The organism is Burkholderia stagnalis, assembly GCF_902830275.1.
Taxonomy (GTDB): Bacteria; Pseudomonadota; Gammaproteobacteria; order Burkholderiales; family Burkholderiaceae; genus Burkholderia; species Burkholderia stagnalis.
Genome location: NZ_CADESW010000019.1, coordinates 1 through 13303 on the forward strand (window position 1 = coordinate 1; position 13303 = coordinate 13303).

8 protein-coding genes, 1 tRNA gene and 2 pseudogenes are annotated in these 13303 nt (G+C 58.4%); 1 reads left to right on the forward strand and 10 read right to left on the reverse strand.

Features of this window, described 5'->3' with window-relative positions; all coding sequences use genetic code 11:
- Positions 1–125: 125 nt before the first annotated feature.
- The 10 genes and pseudogenes from HWY45_RS27045 to HWY45_RS27085 form a co-directional block, all read right to left on the reverse strand.
- A pseudogene (locus HWY45_RS27045) lies at positions 126–338 on the reverse strand (IS3 family transposase); the annotation flags it as partial.
- Positions 339–511: 173 nt separating this feature from the next.
- Positions 512–2551, reverse strand: a complete 2040-nt coding sequence (locus HWY45_RS27050; RefSeq protein WP_059567702.1) for a hypothetical protein — start codon at positions 2549–2551, stop codon at positions 512–514.
- A 5-nt stretch (positions 2552–2556) separates the two neighbouring features.
- Positions 2557–4521: a coiled-coil domain-containing protein gene (locus tag HWY45_RS27055; RefSeq protein ID WP_059879032.1), complete on the reverse strand. Its 1965-nt coding sequence runs from the start codon at positions 4519–4521 to the stop codon at positions 2557–2559.
- Between the two features lie 22 nt (positions 4522–4543).
- The gene (locus HWY45_RS27060) at positions 4544–5173 is read right to left on the reverse strand and encodes a hypothetical protein (protein WP_059567427.1); all 630 of its coding nucleotides are present in this window, start codon (positions 5171–5173) and stop codon (positions 4544–4546) included.
- 444 nt (positions 5174–5617) lie between these two features.
- Positions 5618–6307: a hypothetical protein gene (locus tag HWY45_RS27065; RefSeq protein WP_059567429.1), complete on the reverse strand. Its 690-nt coding sequence runs from the start codon at positions 6305–6307 to the stop codon at positions 5618–5620.
- 232 nt (positions 6308–6539) lie between these two features.
- Positions 6540–9641 (reverse strand): TrlF family AAA-like ATPase, encoded by a 3102-nt coding sequence (locus HWY45_RS27070; protein ID WP_059879030.1) that lies wholly within the window; start codon positions 9639–9641, stop codon positions 6540–6542.
- A 255-nt stretch (positions 9642–9896) separates the two neighbouring features.
- Positions 9897–10025 (reverse strand): hypothetical protein, encoded by a 129-nt coding sequence (locus HWY45_RS37215; protein WP_269112512.1) that lies wholly within the window; start codon positions 10023–10025, stop codon positions 9897–9899.
- Positions 10026–10103: 78 nt separating this feature from the next.
- Positions 10104–11288: an STY4528 family pathogenicity island replication protein gene (locus HWY45_RS27075; protein WP_150999051.1), complete on the reverse strand. Its 1185-nt coding sequence runs from the start codon at positions 11286–11288 to the stop codon at positions 10104–10106.
- A 280-nt stretch (positions 11289–11568) separates the two neighbouring features.
- Positions 11569–11662 (reverse strand) — tRNA-Ser (locus HWY45_RS27080).
- A gap of 113 nt (positions 11663–11775) precedes the next feature.
- Positions 11776–13026, reverse strand: coding sequence for an aspartate kinase (locus HWY45_RS27085; RefSeq protein ID WP_059567433.1), 1251 nt, complete (start codon positions 13024–13026; stop codon positions 11776–11778).
- Between HWY45_RS27085 and HWY45_RS37475 the strand changes: the two are divergent.
- A pseudogene (locus HWY45_RS37475) lies at positions 13009–13252 on the forward strand (hypothetical protein). The gene HWY45_RS27085 and the pseudogene HWY45_RS37475 sit on opposite strands and share 18 nt — an antisense overlap.
- Positions 13253–13303 lie beyond the last annotated feature (51 nt).

Below are 13303 nucleotides of genomic sequence, written 5' to 3' on the forward strand. Positions count from 1 at the left end.
TCAAGCCAGCCTCGGCTTCCTTCAAGATGCCGATGATCTGTTCTTCGGTGAATCGCTTTTTCATTGCCGTTCCTCTCTGGAACGGACTCTACACCGTCACCGTACTAAACGCGGGGAGCAGGTCAGACGTAGTCGCGTTTCATCGTCTTCACGAAGCTCTCGGCCATCCCATTACTTTGTGGGCTGCACACCGGTGTGGTCAATGGCTTCAGGCCGATGGCCACTGCGAATCGGCGCGTGTCGTCGGCCGTGTAGCCCGAACCGTTGTCGCTCAGCCACTCGATTTCGGACGGTGTATGCAGTTCGTTGCCAAACCGATTTTCCACTGCAGCCAGCATTGACGCTGGTGGCGGCTCAGGCTACTCCAAAGGGAGGCCGAGTCGTACTAGCGGACAGGCTAAGCGCTGAAAAGGAAAGGAAGGGGTATAAAAGTCAACGGGCCTACCTGAAACGGCAAAGGGCACCTCGGCATACCATACATGCGGGAGATATCTCGACGGGCCCCAGCACTCTAGGCATCTCCTGCCTGGACGCCTTTCCTCTCGCCTGAAGATCGCTTTGCTCGTATCTTTCCCTTATCGCGGATGGTCGACTTGGCTAGCTTGGTGAGGTCGCTTGGAGCTCGACGACGCCCGGGAACCTTGACGATAAGCACAAGTCGCGGTTCATTCTCGTTGGGGCGCTGGATCTTCGTCACGGAAAAAAGACTCGTCAAGTGCGGCGTGCCTTGTCGGTTGGGTGTCGCCAGATCAAGTACGAGCAACACACCAAGGCGAATGCTCACGTTTTGATAGTCCGTCGTTTGCGCTGCATAAGAAGTCGCCAACGCGTCGAAGGAGGCGTCCTTCTCTTCGCGCTTTACCTCGATGACCAAACGCTCTGGTCCAGACTTCATGCGAATATCTGCGCGGCCGCTACCGAGGTTGGTCGGCTCAAGATCGCTGCCTGCAGCGTTTGTGGTTAGCCACCGAAAGAAATCTTCCTGAAGCTCATCTTCGTGAGGTAACGATCCATCGTCCCGCTCGAATAGATAAGAGCCACCCGGATCATCGCGGCGAGTGACCTCCATGCGGTGATAAACGAAACGGACAAGCCATGCGATGGCTGCATTGAAAAGCACTCGTCCATTTTCATTATTCCCATAGTCTGGATGCTCCGAAACGGCTTGGCAACACTGCTCGATGATCTGAACTTCGGCCGCCGTCAGGTTCCTGAAGAGCAACGTCACGACGTCTGATAGCGCTATAGAGAGAAATCGTTTCTGCTCGCCGGGAATGGAGGATCGGGAGATGGCGGCGGCGAGAGCATCCTCTGTTTCACTCGCCGCCTCAGAAGGGTTCTGTCGAGGTTTCCCGTGGCCAAGAATGGCTTTGACTTCATCGACCAAGGCGGTCGCGTCGGACGCCCACGCACTATCCGCATTCTGCCGAAGCCACGCTTGCAGCACATGAAGCTGCCCAGCTTGGGTGGCGACAGCATGCTGTATTCGCGGACGGAGCAGTTCTTCGATCGCTCCCTGATGCGATCGGCGAAGAATAGATCTGCCCGCGCTGTAAACTGTGAGCAGTGCCTCTTCAATCACGACCGCGGGCTGCCACCAGCTTGGCTCGTCGAGATGATGGGCGAGTCCGGTCACTTTGCTGGCAAGTACGCTCCAGCAAACCGACTCCGCGTAGCGGCTACCCAGCCATGACGGCGAATCCCGCCCTCCGACCCACGCGTTGAGTCCAAAAGCGTCTTGCTTGACCCGGTTGCCGATCTCTTGCAGTTCGCCCGATGGCGCTCCCGCATAAAAGGCGAGTACAAGGGTCAGGCACTCGCCGTAAAGAGATGCGGCAGGGTTGTATTCCGTTGCGTTTGCCGACGCTTCAAACCACGATTTCGCTTGTTGCAGTACCTCGGTGTTCGTATCGCACCCTGCATTCTCCAAGGCCACGACAAGGGTCGCCATACCGAGCTCAAAAGTGGCTTCGCCGCGAACGTCATCTTGCTCGGCAAGATTGAGCAATACGCTCACCAGGTCATTTTCTCGCCAATGAGAAAAGGCGACGCCAATGACTTTGGCGGCATATTTCAGAAAGCTGGGATCGTCGGCGGCGGATACCCCCAAGAGAGCATCCAGCAAGCGGTACTGCCAGCGCCGGTTGGATACGGCCCAACGAAAGGCGCCATCAAGCGCCGCTCCTCGCGCTTGTCCAGGTAGTTCGCCCTTGTCGGCCACCGCCTTGGAGAGAAAGATGTTGAAGCATAGTTCGTCTCCATTTTCAGGCAGCGGGCGATGCTGATCGAGAATGTCCGTGGATTCGGTCAACACGAAATCGATCGTCGCCGCACTCAACAAATCCTGAAGGATGGCTAAGTAGGCGGACCTCCTTCCAGCCTGGGCAGTTTTCCAACTGTCTAGAAATGGCCCAAGGATTTCAGGCATGACCGGCGAGGCACCGATGTCGTGAACGGCCGGAGCCAGCGCATCGATACCACCGATGTCCTCCAGACTCCAGGGAGCGCCACGTTGCGCCATGTCGATCACGGCTGTCTCGATCGGATGCATGATGGTCACCACAAAAATGCAGTACCGGATGCCTGTTGGCGATGGGACGTTGGTATGTGATCGGTAATGGCCTTCGAGGTAATGCCGGCGACGAAAACCTGCATGTGAGGTAGTTTGCCGGACACCTCTTGAAGGCCAGTCACAAGGTGGTCGACGTCGTCAGGCGAGACCTCTTGTGCGGCAGGCGAATCGATCATCAGCAAACCAGGGTGACGGCCTATACCCCGATCCTCGGCAATTTCGATCATGGCGAGCACGGTGGCCACCTTCAAGCGCAGCTTCTCGCCTTCGGTGACGCGGCTATAGCTCGTAGGTGCTCCGGCTTTGGTTAGACTGAGGTTGCCGTTTCCTTTGAGCGTGGCGTCCGAAAGGTTTTCCATCCCAAAAGCCTTCGCATACTGAACCAGTCGTGCGGAGACGTCGGCGAGCAGTCCATCACGAACCTCCTTCACGCGCGCTTCGGTTTCGGCTGCGACGGCAGTGAGTATCTTGATTTCACTGGAACGGTCGTCGTCTGGCGGGTTCTGAATGAGCGACGCTTCCTCAAGCCTCCCTTCAAGAACGGCTACCGCAGTGACCAGCTCCTGGCGTTTGACGTGGGACGCAAGATGCAAGGTGGCAGCTTCGATGCGCTGTTGAAGCTCTCGTATTTGCTCTCTCTGGTTCTGCAACGTCGTGCTGGTTTCCTCGTGCCGCTTCTTTGCTTGCTTCGCTGCTACCTGTGAGGCTGCGGCCTGTTCTTCAAGTTGCAACTTGAGTGCTTCGGCATCTTCGGAGTTGGAAATGGATTCGCCGCATACCGAGCAGGCGAATGCGGTATGTTCCCGCTCCATCCTCGCCTTTGAGATGGTGTGGTCGCATCGTGGGCAGCACTTAGGCTCCAGCCGGCGGAACACCGCACTGGCCGACATGGCATCGCTGTGCGTCTGCAGGTCGCATTTGTCTTCCATGCTTGCCGCTTCTGCTAAGCGCAACGCGGTGGCTTCTCTCTCCAGACGCTCGGTCAATGCATGTACCTTGCGCTGGATTGATGCAAGGAGTTCTGAGTCGGTCTCGATGGCTTTGCGAATGGCGTCGTCGCTCGGCATCGCCTGTAGCTCTGCTCGCTTGATACCAAGCTCGGACTCAATACTCTCGGCACGCTGCTTCGCTTTGTTCTGAGATTGCGCGTTGCGGCGTAACGATGACCTCGCCGCCTGCTCGACAACCTGGAGAGCCGTTCGGGCGGCTGCCAATGTAGAGACCCAGGGCACGCCCAGGTACATTTGCATGAGCCGCGCAGGAACCCCTGATTGTGTTGGAAGGTCGCCGAGGAGAACCTCATAGTTAGTGCCGATAAACATAGCGCCGGAAAGGGCAGCCCACCCATGCGCGACGGGAGTGCCATCCTCGCTGCCGTTCTTTCTCCATGTGGCGATGGCATCCATCGAAAACGCTTGCATGAAGAAATTGGCCATCACCGACTCGAACTGAGCGGCGCTCTCGAATGCTGCAAGCTCGGTCGACTCCTCGGAGCAATCTTCGCCGGTGGAGCGCACGCGGCTAAGGGAGCCGATGACCTGCCCTTGGGTTTTCGCGTCAATCTCGAAGGTGTCGGCGTCCAAGACGAATCGTAGACGAGCCTTATGGATCCAGCTCCGTACATCTTCTTGCAAGGTGCTGGATTCATGACCACGCAGCATCCAGCGCGCGACCTCGATAATCGTCGACTTCCCTCGAAAGTTCTGCTCCGAGAGCATCGCCCATAGGCCATGCTGAAGATCCTTCCATGAAAAACAGAACGGCCCGCCGTTAGCGATGCCACTTTTGATCCCGGAGAATTCGATTTCCCGCAGATACAGGCGTCGCGGCGTCCCCAGGACAGGGGTCGGTTGAATGCGGTGGGCGGCCAGTACGGCCTCGACTTCAGACGCTTTGGTCCCCGCTTTCCCTGCAATCGCCTGCAGCCATTCCTTGTTCGCATTAGCCATGTCTTCCCCCCGTAGTTATGCTTTATGCCGCGCGTATCGCGGTGACTCGTTGTCGAACTTCCTCTGCGATGGAAGGAATGACACCACCCAGTTTGGTCTCAGCATAACTCGCACGCTTGTATTGCTGCTGCTTGAGTGCAGCCCCACCTTTATCGCCCGCGACGCGGGCCACCAGCAAAGAACGATCGGCGTACCACTGGAGAACAGGCTCCTGGGCAATCGCATCCGCGCAGAGTTCGTAACCCGGCTTCGTGAGGATGAAATGGGTTTCGCGTACCTTGTCGCCGCTACCCTTGATTCCCGTGATGCGAACAAGATCGCGTGATCGAAGCAAGGACAGCGCATCGTCCAGTCGCTCATACGCCCCAAAAAAATACCTAATCATCGGAACGCGACGTAAGTCGGGCTCGCCGTTGTCGATGATGGCCTCGGCTTCGCTCATCCAAGCGGGATCGCCTGTTTCGTCGAAAAGATCAAGAAGTTCCGCAGCCAGATAATCGGGATTACGCATCCAGAAGTCGAAGGCCAATAAACGGGCTTCGCCTTTGAATATCATCACCTCTTCCGATGCATCCGGGTTTTCCAGTGGCTCGCCCCCGGCCTTCAACACATAGAGCAGGCGCAAGGCATCACGATGCGGTGAACGGATCATGCGACCGCCCCGACATCAATCACACGTTGTGCAGGTATTTGGTACAGCCCGCATGCGTGATGCCTTATGAAGGCTCGTTGAAACGCGCTAGGCGACGACGGCTGCCGCATATCCCTATTCCCCCGATTTCCCAATCCATTGTTTATAGCGCAGCTTACCTACAAAAGGACACAGGTGGGTTCGACCGGACCCCTCCCGATGCCTTTTGAGATTGGACGATATGGCCCGATCTTTAGATTGATTCTAACCCGCCTCGGAGCAACCCAATGGTCAGATGGCAGTGGACCGCTTTTCGGCCACGCATCGTTGATGGCTTCTTGCCTTAATCTGCTTTCGCCGCTGCTCGTGGTCGAGCGCTTTAGCGGGTGTAATCGCCACGCTTCTTCGTCGATTCCCGCCCCGATCGGAACACGACCTCCGAGCCACATCAATCGCCTGAATCAGTTAGCCTTGGTATTTGTGCGCGACCGCGACCAGGTCATTGACGCCGCGCTGCCCCCAGCCACTGCGCCAAGCCCAACGCTTGATTTCGTCAGGGTCGATGGTATGGCCGCCACTCCTTAACGCCTTGAAGGTTGCGGTGGCAGCCTTCTTGTCGGCCGAATGGAGGAGACCGGTCGCCACGTTGATGGATGACTGGAGCCGGCTTAGCGCTGCCGTAACCTCAGGGGCCATGGTCGATGGCGTCGCATGCCATGTGCTGGTACCCCAAGTTGTGGGCTGCCAGGTCGACAACCACTCCTTACCGTGCCCCTCAAGCCAGGGGACGAACACAATGGCGGCAGTCGACGGGAGGTCATCGATCTTTTCGATGTCCGGCAGCGTGAGATGCATGGCCAGAAACAGCGCATCGGAGGGTGCCCCCGAGAAGACTGCTGGGTAGACCAGCGTCATCTTCACTCCTGTGTTACCAAGCGTCACGCTATTGCCGGCTTGGAGTGCTTTAACGGCAGTGGAACCGAGCGTTTCGGCCACAATGCCCTGCGGGAACGTCCCTTTGGACGATACGGCGAGAACTAGGTGTTCGATGTGATGTTCATTGCAATACGTGGCGGCCTCGCTCAAAGCAAAGCCAACCTTGGCCTTATCCGGGCCTACATTTTCGATGAGGAACCTGGGTGTTCTAGTGGTCATCACGCTTCCTTGATTGATTGTTGTCGCTTGGTGCTAGCCCCCGCTCCCGCCCAATCGATTTCGCTTCCGGGCAGCCCGCCCTTCCCTTGTGCGCCGGTTTATCGATTGAGTGCGCTCATGCGCTCACTCGCGGCCAGTGACGCGTCTACTGCGCCGTATAGGGCTGAGCACGCACTGCATTCGAGAGCCAGAAGAACTATTAGGTCCCATTAGTCCCGGCCTCTGTCCTGCCCTAAGAAGCTGCGGGATGGTACTTGATCCGACGATTGTTGAAAGCCGGCATGGTTCCTTCAAGCACATTCACCACATGCCCGTTGATCGCTGGGTTCTCAATTGCTCCGGCAACGTAAGAAATTTTTGAGCCCGCCTTTCGATCAAAGGTGGACCAAACAACCTGCTCCGCATCGCAAACGACGGCGAGATTGGGATTGTGCGTGACCATGACGATTTGCCGCCGCTTCTTCGCCTCCGTAACTACGGGAACGAGCAAGCTCACGACCGTTTCGTTGTCGAGGTTTTCCTCGGGCTGATCAAGGATGATTGGGTTGCGCCCCTTGTCCACCAACAGGTAGAAGATCAACAGCAGAGCGCCGCGCTGCCCAGGCGAGAGCTGCTCTATCTGCGTGTCCTGAAAAAGCAGCGAGTAGCGCGGCTCCAGAAACGAAAGACCGAAAAGCAGATCGTAGACGTCGGCTGCCGTCTTGTCTTTTCGCAACAGCGGCGCAATGCCAATAGCCTGCTTCCCTCCGGAAGCGGCCGCCTCGATCTTCGCATGCAGCTCGGAAACGAATCCCATGACATCGGCGCGGTGGTTGAAGTCGTATTTGTCGGCCAGACCTCGAACGACCATATAGCCTTCATCCGTTCCTCGAAACTCTCCCGTATTTTGCTTGATAAGCTCGAACAAAGAAGCCGCGATCGTATCGGCCGAACCACCTAGCGTGGCCTGAAATTGAAGTTTGTAATCCTCTCGAATCAGACTGTTGCTCTGGATTAGGTCCTGGACGGGCTTGAAGAGATCTGCGCGCGCCTTGCGTTGCGCATCGAGCACGTCGAAGATCTCCCCGGTCAGCTTGGCTCGCAGTTCGCGGTGGGCCTCAAGTCGCGCCGGCAACCCATCAAGTTGCGTGATGCGTGCTTGCAAGCCGAGCATAGCATCCGGTGTATCAGAGGTTCCGGTTAGTTCCGTGAGCTTTGCATTCCAGGTTTCGAGAGCCTTGAGACTCTGTTGGTAGGCCAATTGAGGCGCGTTCAGCTTCGCATTGAGGGCCGCTTGCTCTTCCAGAAGCTTGGACCGCTGTTCCGCAGCGGTTGCGGCATCCGTCTTCAGTTGTGCTTGTGCGTCAGGAATTGCCAGAGCGATATCATCCAGCGCCTGCGTATCTACGGTGAGGGTGGCCAGCTGCCCAGGCTTTAAGCCAAGAATGTCGAAATCCTTGGCGGTATCGTCGACAAATTGCTTGAATGCACGCTCCAGAACACGGAGCCTTTCACGAACACTCTGAACGGCCTTGAGCTTTCCTGCCAAAGTCAGTTCACTCGTGTTGTGCACCACGCCAGCCTCATCGATCGCCTTCAAATTCCCGGCGATGGACTCAAGGCGTGTCGAAGCATCCTGTTGTTCGGGCGTCAACGACGTCGCTGGCTTTGCCAGGGTCTCCGGCTTGATCTTGTTGTGTTCTTCAATTTGGCGATTTTTGACTTGTAGGAGTTCTTGCAGCGTACTTCTCACATTTGGCTGAAGCTGCTCCTCGAAAGCGGTGATTTCCTGGTTGATTCGATGCAAATCTTTGCGAAAATCATTCAGTTGAATGCGAAACCCGCTCTCCTGTTGATCGATCAACTGATCGAAATCGAGTGCGCCGAGTCGAATAGCCTCACCAGCGTGCGAGAAGATGACAGCGCGCAGCTCTCTCTCGAAAGCGTCGGAGCGGCCCGTCACGTGAGCGTTACAAAGAGCCTCAAAGTGCCCCTGCGGGATGTAGCGAACCATTTCCACCCTGTCGGCTGGCGGATCCTCGTTTAGGTTGCGGGTTTCCTCTGTCTCGTCGAGCCACCTCAAACCACCGACAAAGTTCTTCGCAGGCTCGCCTGATTTGCCGCGGAATCGATTCTTCTGCAAAAACGAGAAATGTTCCCTCTGGCGAGAGTTTCCGAGCAGCGCAATGATGTCAGCAAGTGCGCTTTTGCCACTGCCCTTGTTGCCGATGATCGCAACCAGATCTGGGTTGAGGGGCAAGTCGACACCATCAAGCCACTTGCCCGGAGCCGTCGGCACCTGCTTGCTCACCGATACTCGATCAATGAAGAAGGTTTTGTTCGCCTCGATCTCAAGCTGCTTCGGCGGGCGAGCGCCAATGTAGGAACGCTTGGCGGGCTCGAGAATGGCCTGCTGTAGCCCGTGAAAGGTCGGATCGGCCTTGATCCAGGTGATCTTGCGTGAGGGGAAATCACCATAGCCACGCTTATCGTTATCGCCTTTTGCGCCAACGAAGCAATGCGCATCGCTCCCCGACACGACGAGGCGTGGAACACCGCCAAGCCCCTCCTGAAACTTCTTCAGAAACGGCTTGTTCTTCGGCGTTTCCTCTCCAACAAAGCAATGGCGAAGTTCGAGGTCTCGCGATTCGAAGATCGGTGACGACTTGAAGAGACCAATGAAGAAAGCGTAGTGATCCTGCCACTTCACTTCGGCAAGGCCATCACTGGTGTCGTAGGGCATGAAGCCGATCGCCAGTCCATCTTCGACTTGCTCAATCGCCTTGCGATAGCTCTCGACGGTGATCTCTGCCATCGACGCTCCGGCATAGAGCGCCTTAGCCTCGTCAGTCATGTCGGCCTTCTTGAAGGAATGGACTTTTAGAATGTCTTCCGACAAGGTTTGAGCGAGCGTGACAAGGGCAGCGTCCGAGAGAGGCCGATTAATGACGGCTACCTGCAAGGCGGCCTTGAAGTCGTGAAGTGCCTGATCCGGGATTTGATCCGAGAACAAGACATGCGCATTGAGGCGCCCATTTGGGGTCTTCATCGGTGCCATGAGACGCAGCTCAATGCCCGGCAACACCGTCTTGTGCAGTTGCGGCGCGCCGACTTCTTTGAGCCTGCGCTTCAACGCAAACCAGCCGTCGAAAGTCCAGTAATCCATCAGAGCGAAGACCGCTGGCTCCGCCGCATTCATGGCTGCAACCATCTCGTCCACTAACGCGCGATTGTGGGCCGAGTTCAGGTCAGCGTCGAACTTGGCACCGTTCCAGTGAAACGATGCCGGTGTGTGAACGTGCAGATCCCACTGCCGCCACTCCGAACCGCGCTCAAACGCTTTCGGCAATGCCATGGACTCTCCCCCTCACGGAATGCTCATTTTTGACGACCAGCATTCGCGCGTCCCTTGCGCGCCCAAGAATAAGGACATGCCGAACGCCGACCGGAGTAAGCCAGCCAAACTGGCTGATTTCCCCCAATGTTCCCCGCCGCACTAGGTGCCCATTAATGCACGCAGACGCATTCTCTGCCCGCCCGACACCGTGTGCGGTACGTTCAGCAAGATATTGCCGAGCCCAGCCCAACCCGGCAAGCACTAAACAACAGGTCAATTCAATGCTGACCGATCCAAGACGGCAGCGAATTGCCACAGCCGACGCCGGGAAACGTCAAAGTGCTCGATGGCGATCAGGGCCAACAGCCACCCATTTGCCATAATGCAGTGCTTCGTCTTCATGGGAGGATCGAGAGGCGGTCCTGACGGCCCCACCTCACCACCAGAACCACGACACGAAGCTGACGATAGGACATGCAGCTAACTGTTGGACATGTGCGACCAATGGCCTGACTTCGCTGGCAGGTTCAGCAAGTCGCGAATGCGAGCGAGATGGACACGTACCGACTCGGGATCAGCAGACGTCGTCCGCCGCTCGTGTGCCCGTGACAGCTCGGGCGGCATCGCAACGCAGGAAGCTGCCGGCGAAGCTTGAGCCAGCACCGGTGTTGTCGCCCCAGGCCGGCGGCCAGCCCACAAACGGAACTCGCCCCTCAATGCGCGCGCAATCAAGCTAAGCAGGTAAGCCACCGCATTGCGCACGGTGCCGAGCCGACTGCGTGCTTCCAGTTCTGCCAGAACCTCCTGCCGTTGCTCATCCGGCAACCGATGCAGGGCCAGGCGCAGATCGCGATGCTGGTCTTGCGTGATGCGTTGCAGGCAGGATGGCCAGGCTGACGCAACTGCATCGGCCGTTCCCTCGCGCGCGCCTGCGCGGTGCGTACGTACTTCTTTAGAAGTTTCTTTATACGTACGTAAGGGCGCGGCGCGCAGGGAGGCACTCGGGAACGTAGGGTCCACATCCTGCGAACGAGGTGGCGTCTCGTCGGATGCTGTAGGCACTGACGAAGATGGTGGCGCCGGAGGATCACGCTCATCGTCCCGAGAGCTACCCTGCGAGGGCAGACGCACCTGCACAACGAGCGGCCGCAAGACCGCCGGCACCGTCGGATCGGCCGCCAGTTCGACTAGCACGCTCGTGGCCACGGCCTGCGTCGCCGGGTACGTATCGCAAAGCGCATCACGCAGCAGATCGGCATAGCCGGGGTCTGCTGCGCACACGGTCGCGCAGCTCGCGGGCGTGTCGTGAACCACATAAGCGGGCGGGAGCGGCTGCCCCGTGATGGGATCATGCCGCTGCGGCTCCTGGTGAATCCAGCGCGTCAGGCGCAGCAAGAACACGCAGCGCTTGGCGGTGGACGGCGACACCAGCGATTGAGTCTCGGCGCAGGCCAGCAGCCGGCGCTGCCATTCCAGATTGGGCGGCAGGCTCCCCTCCCGGGCCGCTGCCAGGAACACCAAGTACAGATTGCGCTCCATCGGCGTCAGGCGTTTGTCGCGCAACAGCGCGAGCGGCACACCGACAGTAGGCACGGATCGAGCGCCATCCTGCGTCGCCGCGTCGCTCGGGTGAGCATGGTGAATTGGGGAAGCTTGCTGGGACATGATCGAACTCCACAGAACCCTGGCACATCGCCAGATGGGTTCGTATGGCATCCGATTAGCGGAGCGGCGTCATGAAGCAATACGGCACGCACGGCCCCCGATTTCTTCGACCCGGCGTATGCTTCAGCCTTGGAACTCGCTGGACAACAGGATTTCACACCCTGCGACAAGCCCATGTGGCACCGACTGTTTTGATAGTCGCCTTGATAGTTACCTGGGCGAACCACCAAAAACAAAACCCCGGAAGACCGTAATCTTCCGGGGTTCCACCGCCATAAGCTGGCGGAGACGGAGGGATTCGAACCCTCGATCCAGGTTTTGGCCCAGATGCTCCCTTAGCAGGGGAGTGCCTTCGACCTCTCGGCCACGTCTCCCAAACTTTCGCTCGCACCAGGGAGGCAGTGCGACGAGAACGAAATAATATAGGGTTTCGAACTGCGCGTCAATTTCCGTGATGCATTTTCTTCAACGCATCACGAAAATTTCATCATGCCTGGTCGAGTTCGAATGCCTTGTGCAGCGCGCGGACGGCCAGCTCCATGTATTTTTCGTCGATCAGCACCGAAATCTTGATTTCGGACGTCGAGATCATCTGGATGTTGATGCCCTCTTCCGACAGCGTGCGGAACATCTTGCTCGCGACACCGACGTGCGAACGCATGCCGACGCCGACGACCGACACCTTCGACACCTTCGGGTCGCCCTGCACCTGCTCGGCGTTCACGTGGCCCTTCACCTGGTTGGTGAGGATGTCCATCGCCTTCTGGTAGTCGCCGCGGCCGACCGTGAACGTGAAGTCCGTCTTGCCCTCGACGCTCTGGTTCTGGATGATCATGTCGACGTCGACGTTCGCGTCGGCGACCGGGCCGAGGATCTGATACGCGATGCCCGGCTTGTCGGGCACGCCCATCACCGCAATGCGTGCTTCGTCGCGCTGGAACGCGATGCCGGAAATGACTGCCTTTTCCATGGTCTCGTCTTCTTCAAAAGTAATCAGGGTGCCCGAGCGCATTTCCTCGTCGAGCGCAATCATCGGATCGGTCAGGCTCGACAGCACGCGCGTCTTCACCTGGTATTTGCCGGCGAATTCGACCGAGCGGATCTGCAGGACCTTCGAGCCGAGGCTCGCCATTTCCAGCATCTCCTCGAACGTCACGCGATCGAGGCGGCGCGCCTCCTCGACGACGCGCGGGTCGGTCGTGTAGACGCCGTCGACGTCCGTGTAGATCAGGCACTCCTCGGCGCTCAGCGCGGCCGCGACCGCCACGGCCGACGTGTCCGAGCCGCCGCGGCCGAGCGTCGTGATGTGGCCGTCCGGGTCGACGCCCTGGAAGCCCGTGATGATCACGACCTTGCCTGCGTCGAGATCCGCCTTCACGCGCTCGTCGTCGATCGAGTGGATGCGCGCTTTCGTGAATGCGCTGTCGGTCTTGATCGGCACTTGCCAGCCGGCATAGCTCACGGCCTCGACGCCGATCTCCTGCAGCGCGATCGACAGCAGGCCGACGCTGACCTGCTCGCCGGTCGACGCGATCATGTCGAGCTCACGCGGGCTCGGCTGGCTCGAAATCTCTTTCGCAAGACCGAGCAGACGGTTGGTTTCGCCGGACATCGCCGAAGGCACGACCACCATCTGGTGCCCGGCCTGATGCCATTTTGCGACGCGTTTCGCGACGTTCTTGATGCGCTCGACCGAGCCCATCGAAGTGCCGCCGTATTTATGTACGATGAGTGCCATTGTCGTTCTGAACTGGAGGAGAAACCGCACGGGCGCGCTGGACAGGCCGCGGTGCCGTTCGGTCACGCGGCTTGTGGCTGTGGACGGACGACGAGAGGGACGGCTGGGACGCAACACGCAAGCGTGACGGATTTTGCCCGGAAGGCCGATCAGGCCGCGCAAACCGGGTACGTCACGCGGAAAACCTGCACAAAATGCTCAAAAATCGAGCCGAGCAAACAACTGAGCGTACCCGATCGACGCCCGCTTGACAAGCCGAAGGCCGCGCTGGTGCGCG

Bases quoted from the DNA above. Each gene is read 5' to 3' on its own strand.
- HWY45_RS27050 (WP_059567702.1), bottom strand. From the start codon at position 2,551: ATGCATCCGATCGAGACAGCCGTGATCGACATGGCGCAACGTGGCGCT.
- HWY45_RS27055 (WP_059879032.1), bottom strand. From the start codon at position 4,521: ATGGCTAATGCGAACAAGGAATGGCTGCAGGCGATTGCAGGGAAAGCG.
- HWY45_RS27060 (WP_059567427.1), bottom strand. From the start codon at position 5,173: ATGATCCGTTCACCGCATCGTGATGCCTTGCGCCTGCTCTATGTGTTG.
- HWY45_RS27065 (WP_059567429.1), bottom strand. From the start codon at position 6,307: ATGACCACTAGAACACCCAGGTTCCTCATCGAAAATGTAGGCCCGGAT.
- HWY45_RS27070 (WP_059879030.1), bottom strand. From the start codon at position 9,641: ATGGCATTGCCGAAAGCGTTTGAGCGCGGTTCGGAGTGGCGGCAGTGG.
- HWY45_RS37215 (WP_269112512.1), bottom strand. From the start codon at position 10,025: ATGAAGACGAAGCACTGCATTATGGCAAATGGGTGGCTGTTGGCCCTG.
- HWY45_RS27075 (WP_150999051.1), bottom strand. From the start codon at position 11,288: ATGTCCCAGCAAGCTTCCCCAATTCACCATGCTCACCCGAGCGACGCG.
- HWY45_RS27085 (WP_059567433.1), bottom strand. From the start codon at position 13,026: ATGGCACTCATCGTACATAAATACGGCGGCACTTCGATGGGCTCGGTC.